The organism is Streptosporangium sp. DT93, assembly GCF_049844535.1.
Taxonomy (GTDB): domain Bacteria; phylum Actinomycetota; class Actinomycetes; order Streptosporangiales; family Streptosporangiaceae; genus Streptosporangium.
In genome coordinates, this window is the sequence record NZ_JBNCLF010000007.1 from 290,614 (window position 1) to 311,670 (window position 21,057).

20 protein-coding genes are annotated in these 21,057 nt (G+C 72.9%); 11 read left to right on the forward strand and 9 right to left on the reverse strand.

All coding sequences use genetic code 11. The features are described 5' to 3' along the window. Positions 1-89 precede the first annotated feature (89 nt). From ACLQ2R_RS18305 to ACLQ2R_RS18315, 3 genes are read right to left on the reverse strand one after another with little or no spacing between them, the layout of a single operon-like run. Positions 90-866, reverse strand: coding sequence for an alpha/beta hydrolase (locus ACLQ2R_RS18305; protein WP_425961035.1), 777 nt, complete (start codon positions 864-866; stop codon positions 90-92). 48 nt (positions 867-914) lie between these two features. Further along, complete coding sequence (locus ACLQ2R_RS18310) at positions 915-1,232, reverse strand: ATP/GTP-binding protein (RefSeq protein WP_425961037.1); 318 nt, start codon at positions 1,230-1,232, stop codon at positions 915-917. After that, complete coding sequence (locus ACLQ2R_RS18315; protein ID WP_425961039.1) at positions 1,229-2,749, reverse strand: 3-hydroxyacyl-CoA dehydrogenase family protein; 1,521 nt, start codon at positions 2,747-2,749, stop codon at positions 1,229-1,231. The genes ACLQ2R_RS18310 and ACLQ2R_RS18315 overlap by 4 nt, the downstream gene beginning before the upstream one ends. 184 nt (positions 2,750-2,933) lie before the next feature. Here ACLQ2R_RS18315 and ACLQ2R_RS18320 point away from each other — a divergent pair, with 184 nt between their 5' ends. From ACLQ2R_RS18320 to ACLQ2R_RS18370, 11 genes are all read left to right on the forward strand, one after another. Continuing rightward, positions 2,934-3,374, forward strand: coding sequence for a hypothetical protein (locus ACLQ2R_RS18320; RefSeq protein ID WP_425961040.1), 441 nt, complete (start codon positions 2,934-2,936; stop codon positions 3,372-3,374). Then, positions 3,371-3,802 carry a winged helix-turn-helix domain-containing protein gene (locus tag ACLQ2R_RS18325; RefSeq protein WP_425961042.1) on the forward strand — a complete coding sequence of 144 codons (432 nt, stop codon included), beginning with the start codon at positions 3,371-3,373 and terminating at the stop codon, positions 3,800-3,802. The genes ACLQ2R_RS18320 and ACLQ2R_RS18325 overlap by 4 nt, the downstream gene beginning before the upstream one ends. Further along, the gene (locus tag ACLQ2R_RS18330) at positions 3,802-4,680 is read left to right on the forward strand and encodes an ABC transporter ATP-binding protein (protein WP_425961044.1); all 879 of its coding nucleotides are present in this window, start codon (positions 3,802-3,804) and stop codon (positions 4,678-4,680) included. Before ACLQ2R_RS18325 ends, ACLQ2R_RS18330 begins: the two co-directional genes overlap by 1 nt. A 193-nt stretch (positions 4,681-4,873) precedes the next feature. Further along, positions 4,874-6,028, forward strand: a complete 1,155-nt coding sequence (locus ACLQ2R_RS18335) for an ABC transporter permease (RefSeq protein WP_425961046.1) — start codon at positions 4,874-4,876, stop codon at positions 6,026-6,028. Between the two features lie 158 nt (positions 6,029-6,186). Beyond that, positions 6,187-6,846 (forward strand): endonuclease NucS, encoded by a 660-nt coding sequence (gene nucS / locus ACLQ2R_RS18340; RefSeq protein ID WP_425961048.1) that lies wholly within the window; start codon positions 6,187-6,189, stop codon positions 6,844-6,846. Positions 6,847-7,032: 186 nt separating this feature from the next. Then, positions 7,033-7,875, forward strand: coding sequence for an ABC transporter ATP-binding protein (locus ACLQ2R_RS18345; RefSeq protein WP_425961050.1), 843 nt, complete (start codon positions 7,033-7,035; stop codon positions 7,873-7,875). A 68-nt stretch (positions 7,876-7,943) separates the two neighbouring features. Further along, the gene (locus tag ACLQ2R_RS18350; RefSeq protein ID WP_425961052.1) at positions 7,944-8,786 is read left to right on the forward strand and encodes an ABC transporter permease; all 843 of its coding nucleotides are present in this window, start codon (positions 7,944-7,946) and stop codon (positions 8,784-8,786) included. After that, positions 8,783-10,159, forward strand: a complete 1,377-nt coding sequence (locus tag ACLQ2R_RS18355) for a sensor histidine kinase (protein WP_425961054.1) — start codon at positions 8,783-8,785, stop codon at positions 10,157-10,159. Before ACLQ2R_RS18350 ends, ACLQ2R_RS18355 begins: the two co-directional genes overlap by 4 nt. Then, entirely contained in the window at positions 10,147-10,770 is a 624-nt protein-coding gene (locus ACLQ2R_RS18360) for a response regulator (protein ID WP_425961056.1), read from the forward strand. The genes ACLQ2R_RS18355 and ACLQ2R_RS18360 overlap by 13 nt, the downstream gene beginning before the upstream one ends. A gap of 285 nt (positions 10,771-11,055) precedes the next feature. Beyond that, positions 11,056-12,540, forward strand: coding sequence for an aldehyde dehydrogenase family protein (locus ACLQ2R_RS18365; protein ID WP_425961058.1), 1,485 nt, complete (start codon positions 11,056-11,058; stop codon positions 12,538-12,540). Between the two features lie 147 nt (positions 12,541-12,687). Next, positions 12,688-13,269, forward strand: a complete 582-nt coding sequence (locus ACLQ2R_RS18370; RefSeq protein WP_425961059.1) for a TetR/AcrR family transcriptional regulator — start codon at positions 12,688-12,690, stop codon at positions 13,267-13,269. Positions 13,270-13,391: 122 nt separating this feature from the next. On the opposite strand, the gene ACLQ2R_RS18375 is transcribed toward ACLQ2R_RS18370, so the two are convergent. The 6 genes from ACLQ2R_RS18375 to ACLQ2R_RS18400 form a co-directional block, all read right to left on the reverse strand. Continuing rightward, positions 13,392-13,709: an STAS domain-containing protein gene (locus ACLQ2R_RS18375; protein WP_425961061.1), complete on the reverse strand. Its 318-nt coding sequence runs from the start codon at positions 13,707-13,709 to the stop codon at positions 13,392-13,394. A gap of 192 nt (positions 13,710-13,901) precedes the next feature. After that, positions 13,902-14,495, reverse strand: coding sequence for a response regulator (locus ACLQ2R_RS18380; RefSeq protein ID WP_425961063.1), 594 nt, complete (start codon positions 14,493-14,495; stop codon positions 13,902-13,904). Positions 14,496-14,541: 46 nt separating this feature from the next. After that, positions 14,542-15,723 (reverse strand): sensor histidine kinase, encoded by a 1,182-nt coding sequence (locus ACLQ2R_RS18385; RefSeq protein ID WP_425961064.1) that lies wholly within the window; start codon positions 15,721-15,723, stop codon positions 14,542-14,544. 70 nt (positions 15,724-15,793) lie between these two features. Then, positions 15,794-16,591, reverse strand: coding sequence for an ABC transporter permease (locus ACLQ2R_RS18390; RefSeq protein ID WP_425961066.1), 798 nt, complete (start codon positions 16,589-16,591; stop codon positions 15,794-15,796). A 1-nt stretch (position 16,592) separates the two neighbouring features. Then, the gene (locus ACLQ2R_RS18395) at positions 16,593-17,714 is read right to left on the reverse strand and encodes an ABC transporter ATP-binding protein (protein ID WP_425961067.1); all 1,122 of its coding nucleotides are present in this window, start codon (positions 17,712-17,714) and stop codon (positions 16,593-16,595) included. A 93-nt stretch (positions 17,715-17,807) separates the two neighbouring features. Next, a complete protein-coding gene (locus ACLQ2R_RS18400) occupies positions 17,808-21,020 on the reverse strand; it encodes a S41 family peptidase (protein WP_425961069.1) in 3,213 nt (1,070 codons plus the stop codon). Between the last annotated feature and the right edge of the window lie 37 nt (positions 21,021-21,057).

Here is a 21,057-nt window from a genome sequence, read left to right on the forward strand (position 1 = left end):
CGCATCGACCTGAACCGGACGGGGCTCACGGTCCGGGCCGGACCGGGCCGGGCGGGATCACGGACCGGGCCGGACCGGGCCGGACGGGATCACGGACCGGCGACCTCCGTGGGCAGGCCGGCGGTCCCGGCGGTCCCGGCGTGCGAACCGGCGGGCGCGTCGGCCACCTCGGTGGGCAGGGGGTACGCGGCCGGGTTCACCCGGCGGACGATCTCGTCGAGCACGATCCGCACGTACGGCTCGCCCACCCACAGGTGCTTGGCGTCGTCCACCCCGACGACCTCGGCCTGCGGCACCCGGGCGAAGCGCTCGCGGGCCTCCTGCGGGCGGAGGTAGTCGTCGAACTCCGGCACCAGCGCGACCAGCGGCCGGCCGAACCGCGCCCACGCGTCGAGGTCGGCGTCGCCCGCCCTGCGCAGCGGCGGGGAGAGCAGGATCGCGCCCCGCACCAGCGGATCGTGCCCCCACCGGAGCGCCAGCTCGGTACCGAAGGACCAGCCCACCAGCCAGACCTGGGGCAGGTCGTGGAAGTCGGCGTACTCCAGGGCTGCGGCGACGTCCAGCCGCTCGTCCTCGCCCTCGGCGAAGGCGCCCTGGGAGGTGCCCCGCTCGGAGGTGGTGCCACGGGTGTTGAACCGCAGCACGGCCAGGCCGGCGAGGGCCGGCAGCCGGTTGGCCGCCTTCTTGTACACGTGGCTGTCCATCATGCCGCCGTGGGTGGGCAGCGGGTGCAGGCAGACCAGCGTGGCGACCGGTGGCCGGTCGGCCGGGAGGGCCAGCTCCCCGACGAGGGTCAGCCCGTCGCCGGTGTGCAGCTCGATCGGTTCCCTGCGCGCGGGCAGCACCGTGGAGGCCCTGATCTCCATCTCTCTCCTCAGATCCGCGTGGTCGGCGTGGTCGGCGTGGTGGGTCGTTCAGTACCTGCTGCGGCCGGGGCCGTGCCTGAGCCGGTTGCGCCAGCACGCGGTGTGCCAGTGCCTGCGCTCGTCCTCGCCGCCGGGCCAGGCCGGCCAGCTCACCACGTGCGGCAGGCGCGCGCCGATCTCCTGGTCGCAGCCGGGGCAGCGGTAGACCTTCTCCGCCGCCCCGCCGGTGAGCCGGCGCACCCGCCACTCGCCGTCGGGCCAGTCCTCGGTACGGTCCAGGCCGGGCACGAAGGCCCCCACGGGACGGGCCGCCCCCTTGTCGCCACGGTCGAAGGGGCCGGCGCGGCGGGCCCTGCGCGGGCTCACGGCAGGTCTCGGAAGCTCCGTGCCCCGGCCGCGACGAGCTGCTCCAGCAGCGGCGCGGGCGCGAGGAACGGTTCGCGGTACTCGGCGTAGAGGGCGCGCAGCCCGTCGCGGACGGTCTCCAGGCCGAGCGCGTCGATGGTCTCGAACGGGCCCTGGCGGTAGCCGCAGCCGAGCCGCATCGCGACGTCGATGTCCTCGCGGGTGGCGTAGCCGGAGTCGTACATCCGGACGGCGTCGTTGAGGTACGGGTACAGCAGCGCGTCGACCACGAACTCGGCCCGGTCCCGGCACGGCACCGGCACGCGCCCGACGGCCCGGACCAGCCCGTGCACCGCACGCGCGACCTCGGGGTCGGTCAGGACCGTGGAGGCGACCTCGGCGACCTCCTCGCCCACCAGGTGCAGGCCGACCAGGCGCTCGGGGTACGGCAGCCGCGGGGCGAGCTCGACCACCGGGACGCTGGACAGCGCGACGACCGCCTCGGCCTCCTCCACGGGCGCGATCGTGAGGCCCTCGGCGGCCAGCCGGGCGGCGAAGGCGTCGCCGCCCTCCCCCAGCACCGCGACCCGCTTCACCGAGGGCTCGTCCACGGACGGCGCGGCGTCCCGAACGGCCCCGGAGGCTCCCGCGGACCCCGCGGACCCCGCGGACCCCGGGACCCCGGCCGGTCCGTGGAAGCCTTCGCCGGCCTTGCGGCCGAGCAGGCCCGCCGTGATGAGCTCGCGCAGGATCGGCGCGGGCGCGTGGCGGCGGTCGCGGCTCTCCTGGAACAGCACTCCCAGCACCTCGTAGGAGGTGTCCAGGCCGATCAGGTCGAGCAGGGCGAAGGGACCCATCGGCAGCCCGGCGCCGAGCCGCATCGCGGTGTCGATGTCGTCGCGGGCGGCCACGCCGTTCTCCAGCAGGACGGCGGCGTGGTTGAGGTACGGCAGCAGGAGCCGGTTGACCACGAACCCGGCCCGGTCGCCGACGGTGACCGGGGTCTTGCCGAGCCGCCGCGCGAGGTCGGCCACCTCCTCGGCCAGCCCCTGGTCGGTGACCATCGTGCGGATCACCTCGACGAGCCTCATGACCGGCGCGGGGTTGAAGAAGTGCATGCCGATCACCCGGCCCGGCCGGGTGGTGGTGGCCGCGATCGCGGTGACCGAGAGCGAGGAGGTGTTGGTGGCGAGCACCGCGGAGGGCTTGCAGATCCGGTCCAGGTCGGTGAAGATCGCCCGCTTGAAGTCCATGACCTCGGGGACGGCCTCGATCACCAGGTCGGCGTCGGCCAGGTCCTCCAGCGAGGTGGTGAGGGTCACCCTGCCGAGGATCTCCTCGCGGACGGCCTCGGTCAGCCTGCCCTTGGCGAGCGCGCGGCCGGTGGAGTCCTCAAGGTGGCCCCGGCCCCGGGCCAGCGCCTCCGGGCCGGCCTCCACGCCGATCACGGAGATCCCGGCGCGGGCGAAACACTCGGCGATCCCGGCGCCCATCGTGCCGAGGCCGACCACACCCACCGTTGCGAAAGTGCTCGTCATCGCTCTCCCCACCCTGCCCGCGGAACCCGCTCCGCGTGGCGGACAACCCGTTCCGGCATCGCCACAGTCTCCCAGACGGGGACCGGCTATCCCAAAACCCGGTTCCGGGCTCGGAAGAGGAGACGAGTACTTGAACGAAAGTTGAGTATCAATTATCGTTCGAGATATGAGCGGAGGAGGAGTCGTGAAGGATGAACTGACACCCCGGGAGGCCCTGCGCCGCATCGGCGAGATCGACCGGCGCGCCCGCCGCCCGGCGCGCGTCGCGGGGCTGATCTACCTGGTCGTCGGCCTTGCCACGATCGTGTACTGGCCCGTCATGAACTTCGGCCCCGCCTGGTCCCGGCCGGCGGCCGGCCTGATGTGGCTCGTCCTGACCGTCGCCTCCACCTGGTATCTCGGCACCATGGGCGTCGAGGACCGCGAGGTCACCTGGGCCGGCAGGGGGACCGGGCCGATCACGCTCACCTACGTCGGCGCCGTCGCGGTCGTCTTCCTGGTCGGCCTGTTCCTCGTCCCCGACGACCCGGGGAACGGCTGGAAGGCGGCGCTGGTCGTGCTGGCGGTCTGCGCGAGCCTGCCGCCCTTCTACGCCGCCTGGCGGGTGCTGCGGGCGGCACGGTGAGCCACGCGGGCGACCCGGGCGGCACGACGGGCGACCCGGGCGGCACGAACGGCACGGGCGGCACGGGCGGCACGGGCGGCGCAGCCGGGACGGGCCACACCAACGGGACGGGCAGCGCGGGCGGGGCGGGGTCGCATCCTCGCCACGAGCTCGACGACGTCATCCACGCTCCCGTCCGTCTCTCGGTCATGGCCGCGCTCGCGGTCACCGACAGGGCCGAGTTCCGTTTCCTGCGCGACACGATCGAGGTGAGCGACTCCCTGCTCTCCAAGCATGTGATCACCCTGGAAGAGGCCGGCTACGTACGCGTGGAGAAGGCCTTCGTGGGTAAGCGCCCACGCACCTGGCTGGCCCTCACCGACGAGGGCCGCCGGGCGTTCCATGACTACGTCTCCGTACTGAGACGTCTCACCGATGGGTCCCCCTGATGATCGAGATTGACGACCTGAACAAACGGTACGGCGACAAGACCGCCCTGGCCGGAGTGACGTTCTCCGTGAAGCCGGGCGAGATGTTCGGTTTCGTCGGCGCGAACGGCGCGGGCAAGACCACCACGATGCGCATCCTGATGGGCCTGCTGGCCGCCGACTCGGGCACCGTACGCCGCGACGGCCGCGAGCTGACCTTCGAGGACCGCCGCCGGTTCGGCTACATGCCCGAGGAGCGCGGCCTCTACCAGAAGATGAAGGTGGCCGAGCAGGTCGAGTACTTCGGACGGCTCAGCGGCCTGGGCGCGGGCGAGGCGAAGAAGGCCACCGGCGAGCTGCTGGAGCGGCTCTCGCTCACCGAGCGCGCGAACGACGCGGTCGACACGCTCTCGCTGGGCAACCAGCAGCGCGCGCAGCTCGCGGTGGCGCTGGTGCACCGGCCCGAGGCGCTCATCCTGGACGAGCCGTTCTCCGGGCTGGACCCGCTGGCCGTCGACGCGCTGGCCGATGTGCTCGCCGAGCGCTGCCGCCAGGGCGTGCCGGTGCTCTTCTCCAGCCACCAGCTCGACCTCGTCGAGCGGTTGTGCGACTCGGTCGGCATCATCGCCGCCGGGCGCATGGTGGCCAGCGGCACGGTCGAGAGCCTGCACGAGCGCGGCGGGCGCGGCCTGCTCAGGGTGGTCGTCAGGGACGCCGTCCCCGGCTGGACCGCGACCCTGCCGGGAGAGGTCACCGAGAAGGGGGACGAGGTCCTCGTCGCGGGCGTGGAGGGCGACGGCCAGGAGATCCTGCACCTCGCGGTCAAGGCCGGGAAGGTCGAGCACTTCGGCTGGCAGCGGCCCACGCTCACCGAGATCTTCCGTGAGGCCGTGGCATGACCCGCCGGACCAAGGCCACGGCAACGGCCGCGCAGACCGCGAGGACCATGACAGCCGCCGGAGCCGCGAGCGTGACGATCACGGGCTCCGCGACGAGGACCGCGGGCATGGCCCGCGGGACGAGCACCCGCGAAGACACACGCGGGAACACGACCGCAGGCGCGACGCCCGCGGATGAGGGGACGGTGCGGCGATGAACGGACTCTGGCTGGTCGCGCGACGTGAGATCGTCACGCGCGGCCGTACGAAGGCGTTCGTCATCAGCCTGGTGGTGAGCGCCGTGCTGGTGGCGGCGGTCGCGTTCCTGCCCACACTCTTCTCCGGGCCCGACTCCTACACCGTCGGGCTCGTGGGAGCGCAGTCGCAGCCGCTGCGGCCGGCCCTGACCGCCGCCGCCGAGGACGCGAAGGTCACCCTCAGGGACCTCGCGGACGAGACCGCGGCGCGCGGCGCGATCACCGCGGGCGACGTGGACGCCGCCGTGGTGGACGGGCGCAGGGTCCTGGCCGACGGCGAGGTCGGCCGCGAGCTCGGCCTGCTCCTGGAGAACGCCAACCAGACCGTCCAGGCCCAGAAGCAGCTGACCGACGCCGGCCTCGACCCGGCCAAGGTCACCCAGGCGATGACGGTCGCCCCGCTGGAGCAGGTCTCGGTCGGTGCCGACGCCCGCTACGACGACATCCGGACGGGCATCGCGTCGCTGCTGGTCATGGTGCTGTTCTTCCTGCTCATCTACTCCTCCATGTACGTCGCGATGGGGGTGGTCGAGGAGAAGGGCAGCCGGATCGTGGAGATCCTGCTCAGCTCGGTCCGCCCCTGGCAGCTTCTCGGCGGCAAGATCGTGGGGCTGGGCGCGCTCGCGCTGGTCAACCTCCTCGTGGTCATCGTGGCCGGCCTCGGCGCGGCCTCGGCCACCGGACTCACGGCCGACCTGCCCCCGGGCATGGCGGGCATCGTGCTCAGCGCGCTGCTGTGGTTCGTCCTCGGCTACGCGTTCTTCGCGGCGATGGCCGCCGCGCTCGGATCGCTGGTCTCCCGGCAGGAGGACGCGAACAGCGTCCTGACGCCGATGACGATGCTCATGATGATCACCTACCTGGTGGCCTACTACGCGGCGGTCCAGCCGAACGGCTCGGTCGCCCGGATCCTGTCGCTGGTGCCGCCGTTCTCCTCGATGGTCATGCCCGTACGGATGGCCGGGGGCGGGGTGGCGGCCTGGGAGATCGCCGTCGCGGCGGTCCTGATGCTCCTGGCGACGGCGGGCATGCTCATGCTCGGCGCGCGCATCTACCGCCGCGCGGTCCTGCGCACCGGCGGGCGCGTCAAGCTCTCCGAGGCCATGCGCTGAGGCAGGCGCCGACGACGCGCCCGGGAACGCCTCGGACGAGACACCGGACGAGGCGCCGGGCGACGCGCCGGGGTCGCGTACCGGGGAACCGGTGCGCGGCCCTGCCTGCCGGACGGATCACGGGGATCCCGGGGCCGTCCGGCCGGTAGGGTTCGCTCATGCGTCTGGTCATCGCGCGCTGCAGCGTGGATTACGTCGGAAAGCTCACCGCCCATCTTCCGATGGCACCCCGGCTCATTCTCATCAAGGCCGACAGCAGCGTCTCCATCCACGCGGACGACCGCGCCTTCAAGCCGCTGAACTGGATGAACCCGCCGTGCAGGCTCCGCGAGGAGGAGGGCACCTGGACGGTGACCCACGGCAAGACCGGCGAGCAGCTCGTCCTGACCATGGAGGAGATCATCCACGACACCAGCCACGAGCTGGGCGTGGACCCGGGCCTGATCAAGGACGGGGTCGAGGCCCACCTGCAGGAGCTGCTGGCCCAGCACATCACCACCCTGGGGACGGGCTGGACGCTGGTCCGCCGCGAGTACATGACGGCCATCGGACCGGTCGACATCCTCTGCCGCGACCACACGGGCGCGTCCGTCGCCGTGGAGCTCAAGCGCCGCGCGGGCATCGACGCCGTGGAGCAGCTCACCCGCTACCTGGAGCTGATGAACCGCGACCCCCTGCTCGCCCCGGTCAGCGGCATCCTGGCCGCGCAGAGCATCGCCCCGCAGGCCAAGACGCTGGCCACCGACCGCGGTATCCGCTGCGTGACCCTCGACTACGACGAGCTGCGCGGCATCGAGCGCAACGACACCCTGTTCTGAGCCGTACGCCGCGTTCCCACGCCGCACCCTCCCCTGGCGTCCCCTGGCGTCCCCTGGCGTCCCCTGGCGTCCCCTGGCGTCCCCTCGTGTCCCCTCGCGTTCACCGCCGGTGTCCTCCGTTCGGTGGACACCCGGTTCCGTCGAACGTCGGTCCCGCCGGAGCCCCGTTCGCGCGAGGCTTGAGGCATGGACACAGCGGTGAGAGTGAGAGGCCTGACCAAGCGCTACGGCGACGTCCGGGCCGTCGCGGGTATCGACCTCGACATCCACGCGGGCGAGGTCTTCGCGATCCTCGGCCCGAACGGGGCCGGCAAGTCGACCACGGTCGAGATCCTGGAGGGACACCGCACCAGGGACGCCGGGGAGGTCAGCGTCCTGGGCATCGACCCCGGCAGGCCGACCCGCGCGTGGCGGTCGCGGATCGGCATCGTGCCGCAGACGGCCGAGGACGTCGCCGAGACGACCGTACGGGAGATCGTCCGGCACTTCGCGGCCTACTACCCGCGGGCCAAGGACCCTGACGAGGTGATCGAGCTGGTCGGGCTGACCGAGAAGGCCGGGAGCCGCATCCGGCAGCTCTCCGGTGGCCAGCGGCGCCGCGTGGACGTCGCGCTCGGCGTGATCGGCGCCCCCGAGCTGCTCTTCCTGGACGAGCCGACCACCGGCTTCGACCCCGAGGCCCGCAGGCGGTTCTGGGAGCTGATCCAGGGCCTGGCCCACGGCGGCACCACGATCGTGCTGACGACCCACTACCTGGACGAGGCCGAGGCGCTGGCCGACCGGGTGGCGGTGGTCGCCGGGGGGCGCATCGTGGCCGAGGGCGAACCCTCGTCCCTGGGCGGCCGGGCCACCGCCAAGGCCGTGGTCGGCTGGTCCGAGGAAGGTGAGCGCCGCTCCCTGGAGACGGACACGCCGACCACGACCGTCCTGGAGCTGACCCGTCGCTTCGACGGCGAGATCCCCGGGCTGACCGTGACCCGGCCGTCCCTGGAGGACGTCTACCTCGGGCTCATCGGCTCCCCGGCCTGACCCCGGCACACCCGCCGGACCCGCACGTCAGACACGCACGTCACCGACCCCCAGAGGTGCTCCCGGACATGAACCAGACCATCGCCCACACCGCCGCCCCGCCCGTCGAGACGCACCAGCCCTCCGCCACCCGCCTGGGACTGGCCCGGGCGGGCCTGGAGACCAGGATGTTCTTCCGCGAGCGGGACGCGGTCATCTTCACCTTCGCCTTCCCGATCATCATGCTGGTGCTCTTCGGTTCGATCTTCTCCAGCCAGGTCGAGGGAACCGGCCTGACCGTCTCCCAGCTCTACGTGGCCGGGCTGATCGGCACCGCCGCGATGACGGGGTTCCAGAACCTCGGGATCACCATCGCGATGGACCGCGACAACGGCACGCTCAAGCGGCTGGCGGGAACGCCGCTGCCCCGCGTCTCCTACTTCATGGGCAAGGCCCTCACCACCCTGTTCGTCTCCTTCCTCCAGGTCGTCATCCTCCTGATCATCGGGGTCACGCTGTTCGACCTGCAGCTTCCTTCGGAGGCGTCCAGGTGGCTCACCTTCGCCTGGGTGTTCGTGCTCGGCGTGCTCGGATCGTCGCTGCTCGGTGTCGCGATCAGCGGCCTGCCCCGCTCGGCCAAGAGCGCCGGCGCGGTGATCACGCTGCCGTTCACGGTGCTGCAGTTCATCTCCGGGGTGTTCATCCCGGTCTTCACGCTCCCCTCCTGGCTGGTGAACATCGCCTCGCTCTTCCCACTCAAGTGGATGTGCCAGGGCTTCCGTTCGGTCTTCCTGGGTGACGCCGGTGCCACGCTGGAGATCGCGCACTCCTACGAACTGGACCGGGTCGCCCTGGTTCTGGGAGCCTGGACCGTTGGAGGCCTGCTGCTGTGCCTGATGACGTTCCGCTGGAAGAGCCGTCGCGACGGATGAGAGACGACGACCGTCCCGAGCCCCTTCCCCGGGGTGCGGGAGTGCACGCGTGGCGCTCGCTCCGCGCCTGGGAGGCGCTCCTGGCCATCGGCACGCTGGTGCCCAGCGGGTTCGCCGTGGTCTCCGACGCCCCGTCGTACGAGAAGCTGGTCGTGGCGGGCTGCCTGCTGGCGGTCCTCCCGCTCTACCTGCTGCTCGGCCGCCCGGCGATCGTCTCCCGGGACCGCCCGCGCGAGATCGCCTACATCGTCGTCATGATCGCGCTGTTCACTCCGGCCGGGCTGCTGAGCCCGTACGCGACGTTCGCCCTGTTCGGGCTCTGCCCGCAGTGCTTCATCGTCTTCCGCGCCAGACCGGCGATCGTCGCCCTGGTCGCGCTGAACTTCTCCCCGGCGTTCCGCTACGTCATGGTGACGCCTGAGCCGTCCGGCTTCCTGATGGTGATGACCATCGTCATCTTCTTCTCCAGCATCTTCGGCATCTGGATCGAGAAGATCACCACGCAGAGCGAGGAGCGTGCCACGTTGATCGAACAGCTGGAGAGCAGCCGGGCCCAGGTGGCCGTCCTCTCGGCGGAGCGCGGGGCCCAGACCGAGCGCGAGCGGCTGGCCGGGGAGATCCACGACACCCTGGCACAGGGCTTCACCAGCATCATCATGCTGATCCAGGCGGCCGAGGCGCAGGCGGACCCGTCGCGGCACCTGGCGCTGGCCATCCAGACCGCGCGGGAGAACCTCGCCGAGGCCCGCCTGCTGGTCACCACGCTGAGCCCGGCCCCGCTGGACGGCTCCACCCTGGACGAGGCGCTGGAGCGGCTGACGGGCCGGCTCGGCGAGGAGACGGGGCTGTCCGCCCGTTTCGCGGTGTCGGGGAGGTCCCGGCCGCTGAGCGCACCGGTCGAGGTGGTGCTCGTCCGCGCCGTCCAGGAAGGACTCGCCAACGTGCGCAGGCACGCGGCGGCGGAGTCGGTCACCGTCTCGATCTCCTACGGCGAGGAGGCGGTCCGTCTGGAGGTGCGCGACGACGGCCGCGGTCTCGACCCGAACGGCTCCCAGGGGTACGGGCTGCGCGGCATGCGCGCCCGTGTCGAGCAGGTCGGCGGGACGTTCGCGATGACGGGCCCCGAGGGCGGGGGGACGTCGCTGGAGGTGGTCGTCCCCACCGGCGACACCGGCGACACCGCCGACACCGGTGAGCGGACCGGAGCGACCGGCGCGACCGGCGCGACCGGCGCGACCGGCGCGACCGGCCGTGACGGCACCACCACGCACACCCGTACCGCCGGACAGACCGGCGCCACCGCGCAGACCCGCACGATCGAACAGGCCGGTCCCACCGGTCCCGCAGGAGAGGCCGGCCGATGCTCCACGTGATGATCGTCGACGATCACCCGGTGGTCCGCGAGGGGCTCCGGGGAATGCTGGAGGCCGATCCCGGGATCACCGTGGTGGGTGAGGCCTCGTCCGGGGACGAGGCGGTCGTGCGGGCCGGGACGATCCGCCCCGACGTGATCCTGATGGATCTGCGGATGCCCGACGGGGACGGGGTGAGCGCCACCTCCCGCATCCTCGCCGACCGGCCGGAGAGCCGGGTGATCGTGCTGACCACCTACGAGACGGACACCGACATCGTCCGGGCGGTCGAGGCGGGCGCCGCGGGCTACCTGCTCAAGGACACCTCCCGGGCGGACCTGCTGGCCGCGATCCGTTCCGCGTCGCGCGGGGAGACCGTGCTGTCGCCGTCGGTGGCGACCAAACTGGTCACCCGGATGCGGGCGCCGGTGACCGAGTCGCTCTCGCCGCGCGAGACCGAGGTGCTCTCCCTGGTGGCCAGGGGAATGACCAACGCCGAGATCGGCAGGGCCCTGTTCATCAGCGAGACCACCGTCAAGACCCACCTGTTGCGCGCGTTCGGCAAGCTCGGCGTCTCCGACCGCACCGCCGCCGTCACCACGGCCCTCGACCGGGGCCTGCTCGTGCGCTGACCCCCGCCCCCCGGTGAGCCGAACGGGCTGAACGGACTGGACGAGCCGGACGGGCCGGACAAGCCGAACGGGCCGGACGGGCCGGACGGGCCGGACGGGCCGGACGGGCCGGACGGGCCGGTGCCGGTGTACCGCACGGCGACATCGGGTCTATCGTGAGCGCACCGTACCCGTACGGCCCGGCGCGTCCCGTGGACGGCGCGGACGTCCCTCTCTGGGCGGCGCGTCCCCCTCCCCGGAGGCGCCGCCCGCGCGGACATCCGCCACGGCGCAGAGGAGACGACCTTGACCACGGCGACCGGACAGCGCACCTTCGACTCCCTCGACCCCGCCACCGGCGCCGTCGTCGGCACCCACCCGATCCACGACGCCGCCCAGGTACGCGCCGCCGTGGCCGAGGCCGGGGTCGCCGCGGCCTGGTGGGCGGGGCTGGACCCGGCCGAGCGCAGGCGGCGGCTGCTCGACTACAAGGCGATCATCACGCGGGACCTGTCCAGGATCGTCGACGTCGTTCACGCCGAGACCGGCAAGCCGAAGGCGGACGCCGTCCTGGAGGTCGTCCTGACCATCACGCACCTGGACTGGGCCGCCAGGAACGCGCACCGGGTGCTCGGGCGGCGGCGGATCTCCCCCGGCCTGGTCGGGGCGAACATCGCGGCCACCCTGGAGTACCTGCCGCTCGGGGTGGTCGGGGTGATCGGGCCGTGGAACTACCCGGTCTTCACCCCGATGGGGTCGATCGCCTACGCCCTGGCGGCCGGGAACGCGGTGGTGTTCAAGCCGAGCGAGCTGACCCCGGGCGCGGGGGAGCTGCTGGCTGCGCTGTGCGCCGAGGCCGTACCGGAGCACCGGATCCTGCGGACCGTCACCGGGCTGGGTGAGACCGGTGCGGCGCTGGCCGGCGACCCCGGGGTGAACAAGATCGCCTTCACCGGCTCGACGGCCACCGCCAAGCGGGTCATGGCCGCCTGCGCGGCGAACCTGACGCCGATGGTCGCCGAGTGCGGAGGCAAGGACGCGCTGATCGTGGACGCCGACGCCGACCTGCCCGCCGCGGCGGACGCGGCGCTGTGGGGCGCGCTCTCCAACGCAGGGCAGACCTGCGTCGGGGTGGAACGGATCTACGTGGTGGACGCGGTCTACGACGCCTTCATGCAGGAGCTCACCGACCGGGCCGGGCGGGTGCGGGCCGGGCGCGACTACGGGCCGATCACCATGCCCGCCCAGCTCGACATCATCCGGCGGCACATCGACGACGCGGTCGCCGGCGGCCGGGCCGTGATGGGCGGGACCGGCTCGGTCCGGGCGCCCTTCGTCGACCCGGTGATCGTGGAGGACGTGCCGGAGGACTCCGCCGCGGTCCGCGAGGAGACGTTCGGCCCCACCGTGACGGTCAAGCGGGTCGCCGACGTGGAGGAGGCGCTGGAGAGGACCAACGCCACCGCGTACGGGCTGGCCGGTACCGTCTTCTCGGGGAACGCCCGGCGGGCCGTGGACCTCGCCCGCCGGATGCGCGGCGGAATGACCGCGATCAACTCGATCATCTCCTTCGCGTCGATCCCGGCACTGCCGTTCGGCGGGGTCGGCGACTCGGGATTCGGCCGGATCCACGGCGCGGACGGGTTGCGGGAATTCGCCCGGCCCAAGGCCGTCTCCCGGCAGCGATTCGCCATGCCCGGAATGAACCTCACCTCGTTCACCCGCGGCGAGAAAGAACTTGAGCGGTTGGTCAGGCTCATCACCTTCTTGCACGGACGACGCAGGCGATAGAAAACAACCCTTCCACTAAAAGGATCTTGCACCCATACTAGTAAATTCTGGGGGCCAGGATCATGAGGTGGAAGTGATAAAACACGTGAACGTCAGTCTCGCATCGACCTGTGGGAGCCTGACATGAATGGACGATCATACCGAGGAATGTCTCCGGAGGAGCGCCTGGCGGAACGCCGGGAACGCCTGATCTGCGCCGCGTACGCCCTCTATTCCGATCACGGATTCCCCGAGACCACGATCGAGAGATTATGCTCACGGGCGCGTATCTCCAATCGCGCCTTCTATGAGTGCTTCTCGGGGCGCGAGGAACTGATGCAGGCCCTGCACGCCAGATGCATTCAGGAGACCCTGGAGTCGATGCACAAGGTGATCGACCAGGTTCCCGACACACTGGCAGACCGGGTCGAGGCAGGGGTGAGCGAGTACATCCGTTTCGTCACGGAGGACAGGCGCCGGGCGCGGATCCTGCACCTGGAGGTGCGCCGGGCGGGCGACTGCCTGATCACCTCCCGGCAGATGGGCGTGGCCGCCTTCGTCGACGCGATCAAGACGAACCTCGGCGACCTGCCGGAGACCACCAGGACCAACCGGCATCTCCTCGCGCTGGGCATGATCGGAGCGGTCCAGGAACTGCTGATCGAGTGGGTGCTGGCCGACGACCCACCGCCGGTCGACAGCCTGATCGACGCCGCCACGCACATCTACCGGCGGTCCTTCGTGACCTGAGCGGGACACGCCGCCCGGCCCCGGGAACACGGGGCCGGGGACCCCCGGCCCCTCCCCTCGCCCGCTGCCGGACCGTGAAAGGCCGGACCACGAAAGCCGGACCACGAGGGGCGGTGGGCCGGTCAGGCCACCGCCGCCGCCGAGAGCTCGACGGTGAGGACCCGGTTGAGCCGGGTCACCGCCAGCACCCGCATGATCCTCGGAGGCACCCCTCTCAGGATGAGGCGGCGTTCCGCGCCCACGGCGCGGCGGTGCGTGCCCACCAGCACTCCCAGCCCGGTGGCGTCGATCATCTCCAGCTCGGAGAGGTCCACGATCAGGTCGCCGTTCCCGGAGTCGACGGCCTCGTGCAACCGTGGCCGGACTCCGGCGACGGTCCCGGCGTCGAGACGGTTCCCGACGCCGACCACCTGGGCCCGGGGATTACCAGGGACGCGCATGCCTCCTCCTCCCGCCGGGCCGCGCTGCGACGCGGCCGGGCACAGCGGCGGTGCGCCACCTCCGTCAGCCCTCACGCACCGCGTTCACGTAGTGTCACCGCGTACGGAAAAGGGGGAATTTTCCCTGTTCACGAACGCGTCCTTCCGGCGAACATGACAGTCCCTTGCCCGGATCAACAGAGAACACGCGGTTCACAGCCAACCTTTTTGCTGGGCGGCCCGGATCGCGGTGATCCGGTTGGTCGCGCCCAGTTTGGTGATGGCGCTGGACAGGTAGTTGCGGACGGTGCCCTGGGTGAGCCCGAGCGCGGCGGCGATCTCGGCGACCGAGGCGCCCCGCGCGGCCAGTTCCAAGGAGCCCCGCTCGCGCTCGGTGAGCGGGCTCTCCCCCGCCATCATCGCCGAGGCGGCCATCTCCGGGTCGAGGTAGCGCCCGCCCGCGTGGACCTTGCGGATCGCCGCCGACAGCTCGTCGGCGGAGGCGTCCTTGGGGACGAAGCCCCGCACCCCGGCCGCGAGCGCCCGCCGCAGGTATCCGGGCCGCCCGAAACTGGTCAGCATCAGCACCGCGTGACCCGGCAGGGTCTCGGCGACGCTCAGCCCGTCCATCCCCGGCATCTCGATGTCCAGCACGATCACGTCGGGCCGGTGCTCCCGTACGGCCGCCGCCACCAGGTCCCCCCTGCCCACCTCGGCCACCACCTCGATGTCGGGCTCCAGGCCGAGCAGGGTGGCGATCGCCCTCCTGACCAGGTGCTCGTCGTCGGCCAGCAGCACCCGGATCACCGTGCCGCCCCGGCCGGGCGGCCCGGCGCGGCGCCCATCGCCTCGATCATGGCTCTCCCTCCAGCGGGACCGTCGCCCGCAATCTGAACTCCCCGGGGCCGCCGGGACCCGCCGTGACGGTCCCGCCGACGGCGGCGACCCGCTCCGACAGGCCGACGAGGCCGGTGCCGCCCCGGCCGTCCACCCCGCCCACCCCGTCGTTGGTCATCTCCAGCACGACGCTCCCCTCGCGGACGCCGATCGTGATCCGGCACCGGGTGGCGGAGCTGTGCCGCAGCACGTTGGTGGTGCCCTCCCTGACCACCCAGGCCAGCAGGGTGGCCGTCCCCTCGGGGACCGCCCCGGGCGGCGTCTGCAGCGTGCAGCGGACGCCGCCCGCCTCCAGGACCGTGGTCATCGCGCGCAGCTCGGCGGCCAGGTCGACCGTCCGGTAGCCGCGTACCGCCGCGCGGATCTCCCTGAGCGCCTGCCGCGCCAGCGTCCGTACCTCGTCCATCTCCGCCGCCGCCCGCGCGGCGTCCACCGCCGACAGCCTGGCGGCCACCTCGCTCTTGACGGCGATCGCGGAGAGGCTGTGCCCGACCAGGTCGTGCAGGTCGCGGGAGAAGCGGAGCCGCTCCTCGGTGACGGCCAGCCTGGCCCGCGCCTCCTTGCCCTCCTCCGCCGCCCTGACCACCCGCCAGAACCAGAGCTGGAACCGGTTGGCCCACGGCGCCGCCGCGGCCACCCCGAGGTAGGCGCCGAGGGCGGGGAAGACGTCATCGGGGTTCGGCACCAGGAACACGTCCACGAGCCCGGGACCGGGATCGACGCGCGGAGGCGCGAGAAGCAGGCTGAGGGCGGTCGCCGCGACGGTGACGGCGACCGTGGCGGATCTGTTCAGCAGCAGCGCGACAGCCGACGCCCAGACCGGGCCGAGCAGCCCCCACGACCAGGGGTGGCCGTCCTGGGTCAGCAGCAGGACCGTCGCGACCACGGCCGAGGCGGCGACCTCGCCTCTCGCGAAGGTGCCGTCCACGGCCGCCCGGACGATCCTCAGATAGAGGACGGTGAAGACCGCCAGGCCCAGCACCCCGGCGACCAGCGCCAGGGACGGCCGGGGCCGCCCGGCCGGGTCACCCAGCGTGCCGAGGGGGCCGACCCAGGCCAGGACGAGGCCCATGCTCAGGGAGAGCACGGTCATCCGGCGGAGCCGCTGGAGCGGCGGCCGCCTCTTCGGGGTGAACACGGAGGGGATGAGGCGCGCGAGGCGCCTCATCCCCTTCTCGTCGACATCGGACGGCATCTCGTGACGAACGTTAGCCGTGCCGGGGTTCCCAGCGGAACAGCCACCGGGCCAGCAGCCCGGCCACCGCGATCCACAGGAGCAGGATCGCGAAGGAGGGCAGCGCGGCCGCCCACTGCCCGCCCGTGCTCAACGCCTCCCCGCCGCCGGAGACGTGGTCCCCGCCCAGCAGGGCGGTGCGCGCGATCTCCACGACCGGGGTCGCGGGAAGCACGGCCGAGACGGTGCCCAGCGCGCCGGGCAGCGCGTCGGAGGGGAACGCGATCGGCGCGCCGACCATGACGAGCAGGATCACCGGCAGCACCGTGACCTGGGCGAGCTCGGCGTTGGGCGTCAGGCCCGAGAAGGCCGCGGCGAACAGGCAGAACAGCGCGACCCCCAGGATCGCGACGACCACGAGCATCGGCACGTTGGCCACCGTGACCCCCTCCGACCGCCACATCCAGACGGCCAGGAGCGCCACCTGGGCGAGATAGAGCACGAGCGCCCCGAGGGCACCGCCGCCGAGGATCGCCGGGCCCGACGGCTGGCCCGCGCGCAGCCGCTTGAGCACCAGCTCCTCGCGCCGGGCGGTGAAGGAGTTCACCAGGTTGACGAAGACCGCGAACACCAGCAGCAGCCCCGGCACCCCGGCCAGGACGAAGAGCCTCCCGGCCACGCCGTCGATCCTCTCGGTGCCGACGGCCTGGGTGTACAGCCAGGCCATCAGGATCGGCAGCAGGATCACGTTGAACAGGACCATGGTGTTCCTGCCCACCAGGGCCAGGTCCAGCCTCGCGAGCCTGATCGCGTGCAGCACGTCGGTTCTCATGTCATTCGCCCCTTCTCGCCGGTCCCGCCGCCACCGGCCCGGCCGCTCCGTCCGAGCCGGTCGCTCCGGCCCCTCCGGTCGCTCCCGCCGTTCCGGTCCCCTCACCGCCCGGCGGCGCCTCCCCGGCCACGCGCATGAAGGCGTCCTCCAGGGTCCCCCGGCGTACGGTCAGCCACCGCAGGGTCTCGTCCCGCGTGTCGGCCCAGGCCAGGAGCCGCCGCACCACCGCGTGCACGCGGGCCTCGGCCCGCTCACCGGTCAGGGTGTAGGTGACCTCCGTGTCGCCGCCGTAGGTCAGCACCGGGGACACGCCGTCCGGCGAGGGAAGGTCACCGAAGGTCCAGGAGATGCCGGGCAGGCGGAAGGAGACGCGGTCGCCCGACCCGGCCACCACCTCCTCGACGGTGCCCTGGAGGTGGATCCGGCCCTCGTGCATGATCGCCAGCCGGTCGGCGAGGCGCTCGGCCTCCTCCAGGTAGTGGGTGGTGAGCAGCACCGTGGTGCCGCCCGCCCGCAGGTCCTCGATCACCTTCCAGGTGGCGCGGCGCGCCTCGGGGTCCATGCCGGTGGTCGGCTCGTCCAGGAAGAGCACCTCCGGCCGGGAGATCACCGCCAGTGCGAGGTCGAGCCTGCGCCGCTGGCCGCCGGAGAGCTGCCGCACCCTGGTCCTGGCCTTCCTGGCCAGCCCCGCCGTCTCCAGGGCGTCGATCGCCCGCGGATCCGTGCCCCCGCGGCGGCCGGAGGGGGACACGGATCCGCGGCCCGCGTCCCGGCTCAGCCCCTCCCACAGCCGGACGGTCTCGGCGACCGTGAGGTCACCGAGGAAGCCCCCCTCCTGCAGCATGATCCCCACGCGGGGCCGCAGTGCCCGGCGCTGCCCGACCGGGTCGAGCCCGAGCACGCGGACGCTTCCGGCGGTGGGGGTCCTGAAACCCTCCAGGACCTCCACCGTGGTGGTCTTGCCGGCGCCGTTCGTGCCGAGCAGGGCGAACAGCTCGCCCCTCGGGACGCCGAAGGAGACACCGCGCACCGCCTCGAAGCCGCCGTACGCCTGCCGGAGGCCGCCGACCTCGATCACGTCGCCGAGGCCGGCGACCGGTTCCCTCACCCCTGGTGTCGTCATGGGACGATCGTCGCCGTCCCGCGTCCCAGCAGGTAGTCGCCGATATCACCGGAAGGCGATGAGCTTCACCGCGTTCCGGATGACACATGTCACCTACGGCCGGGGCGGCAGCGCGGGACGCCTGCGGGAGGGCCGGGCGGAGGCGTCGGGCGGGGTCGCGGCCGGGCGCTCGTCCAGCGCGGCCAGCGCCAGCCGTACCGCCTCCTCGATCTGCGGGTCCCGGCCGGCCGCCCAGTCGTCCGGGGCGATGTCGACCTCGACGTCGGGGTCGACGCCGTGGTTCTCCACCCCCCAGCCGAGCCCCTCGAACCAGAAGGAGTAGCGGGGGACGGTGATGTGCGTGCCGTCGGCCAGGCGGTGGTAGTCGTCGATGCCGATGACGCCGCCCCAGGTCCTGGTGCCCACCACGGGACCCAGCTTGTGGATCTTGAAGGCGGCGGTGACGATGTCGCCGTCGGACCCGGCGTTCTGGTCGGCGATCGCGACCAGCGGGCCGCGCGGCGCGTCCTCCGGATAGGTGATCGGCGCCATGCCCCGGGGCAGGTCCCAGGCGATGACCCGGCGCAGCAGCTTCTCGACGACCAGCTCGGAGGTGTGGCCGCCCCGGTTGGCCCGCACGTCCACCACCAGGCCCTCGAAGCTCATCTCCCGGCGCAGGTCGCGGTGGAACTGCGCCCAGCCCTCGGCGACCATGTCCGGGATGTGCAGGTAGCCCAGACGGCCCCCGCCCAGTTCCCTGACCCGCGCCCGGCATCCGGCCACCCAGTGCTGGTAGCGCAGCCGCCGGTCGTCGCGCAGCGGCGTGACCACCACCCGCCGCCCGCCGCCCAGGGTCAGCTCGACGGGCTTGTCCGCCGCGCCCACCAGCAGGCGCGCCGGCCCCTGCGGCGGCACCGGGCGGCCGTCGACCGCGAGCAGCGCCTCCCCGGGGCGTACGCCCGCGCCGGGCACGGCCAGCGGCGAGCGGGCGTGCACGTCGGAGGACTCGGGCGGCAGCACCCGGTCCACCTGCCAGCGGCCGTCCTCGCCCCTGGACAGGTCGGCGCCGAGCAGGCCGACCGGCTCGGACGCCGCGTGCCCCCAGGGGGCGGCGTCGACGTAGGCGTGCGAGCTGCCCAGCTCCCCCAGGACCTCCCAGAGCAGGTCGGCGAAGTCGTCGGCGGTGGCGACGCGGTCCACCAGCGGCCGGTACTCCTCCAGCACGGCCTCCCAGTCCACGCCGGCCATGTCCTCGACCCAGAAGTCGGCCCGCGTCCGGCGGCCCGCCTGGGCGTAGGCGTGGCGCCGCAGCGCCCGGGGGTCGGCGGTGATCCGGATCCTGGTCAGGTCGACGGTCGTGTCGTCGCCGTTCTTGGCGCCCGGCTTGCCGTCGGCGGGACGGACCGTGAGCGTGCCCTTGTCGCTGACGACGAGCTGCGTGCCGTCACCGCTCACCCGGTACCAGTCGAGCTTGTCGACGACCTCCTCCCACGTGCGCCTGGCCAGGTCGTAGCGGTCGAGCGCGGGGCGGGGCGCCTCGCCGCCCACCTCGTCGCGGTCCTCGCCGAGCTCCCCGGCCAGCGGCTCGCGCAGCCAGGCGAACCCGCCCTTGACCGCCCGCAGGTCCGAGTAGCGGCCCTCGGGCACCGGCACCTGGACGACCCTGCCCGCGATGCCCTCCAGGTCCACCACGGTCGCGCTCTCCTGCCGCTCCTCGTCGTCCTGGCCGGCGGTGGCGGCGGCGGTGGCACGGCCGTCGGGTCCTGGCGCGAACGGGGAGGGCGTGGAGGCCGACAGCGGCACCAGGTAGGGCCGGTAGCCGAAGGGGAAGGACATGTCGAAGGAGTGCGCGTCGTAGACCGGGTCGAACCCGCGACGGGACAGGAACGCCAGGTGCTCCCCCGCGAACGCGGGCGAGACGTCCGTGAAGCGCCCGTCGGTGACGTCGGCCACCGTCCGGTCGGCGACCCTGGCCAGCCTGATCCGGCGCAGCTGGGGGCCGTCCGGGTGCGACCAGGCCAGCCAGGCGGAGTCGGCCGACCAGGCGAGGTCGCGGATCTCACCGTCGGCCCGCGCCAGCTCCACGACCTCCCCGGAGGCCACGTCGACCAGGAACAGCCGCCCGTCCCTGGCGGTCGCCGCGATCGCGTTCCCGTCGGGCGCGACGGCCAGGTCCCCGACCTCCCCCAGCCTGCCCGCGGCGATCCTGCGGCCCTCGCCGCCGCCCACCGGGACGATCTCCAGCCCCTGCTCCCGGCCGTCGTCGGCGACCCAGACCACCCGGTCGTCGCCCACCAGGCGCGGCAGCGCGGCCGACAGGCCCTCGCTGAGCTGCCGGGCCGGCCCGTCGCGGTGGGTGAGCCAGTGCACGGTCCCCTGCACCTCGACCGCGCTGGCCCGCCCGGTCTTGTCCACGGCCAGGTCGTGCAGCCGCCGGGAGACGTTCACCCGGTAGGGACGCGGCCCCGACAGCGGGGAGCCCGGCGTGACGTCGAGCCTGCGGGCCTCGGCGTCCAGGTCGTCCAGCAGGTAGAGGTCGCCGGCGCTCTGGTAGACGATCCTGGTCCCGTCGGTGGTCGCGTGCCGGGCGTAGAAGGTCGCGTGGTCGGTGTGGCGGCGCAGGCCGGTGCCGTCCGGCTCGCAGGAGTACAGGTTGCCGACGCCCTCGTGGTCGGAGAGGAACGCGAGCCGCCCGCCGACGAGCATCGGGGAGGCGAGGTGGCCGTTCAGCCCGGCCAGGATCCGGGTGAAGCCGCCGTCCCCGCGCCGCACCCACATCCGGCCCGCCGTGCCGCCCCGGTAGCGCTTCCAGACCGCCGGGTCGCGGGACAGCCCCCCGGTGAGCAGCACCACGGTCTCCCCTGCGGCGTCCCCGCCGTCCCCGGCGATCGCCAGGTCGTTGACCGGGCCGTACGGCAGCCGCTCGGGGGGAACACCGGGAGAGCCTTCGGCGCCGAGGTCCCCGTCGAGGCGGTAGGCCCAGGTCTGCGACGCGAAGGGGCGGCCGGTCGCGCTGATCGCGAGGACCCCGCCGTCCGCGCTCCAGCCCCGGGTCCGCGTGCGGGCGTCCCCCCAGTAGGTCAGGCGTTCCGACGCCCCCGACCCCAGGTCGGCCAGATAGATCTCGGGGGCCCCGTCCCGGACGCCGGTCCAGGCGATCCGGTCGCCGCCGGGCGAGAGGCGGGGGTGGCTCACCGGGGCCCGGTCCGAGGACAGGCGCCAGGCCCGGCCCCCCTCCGCGGGGGCCGTCCAGACGTCGTCGTCGGCGACGAACGTCAGCGTCTCGTGGGAGATGTGGGGGAATCGCAGGTAAAAACCAGAAACCATCGGCAAATCATATTGTCCGCGTCCGGATCGATCAGGA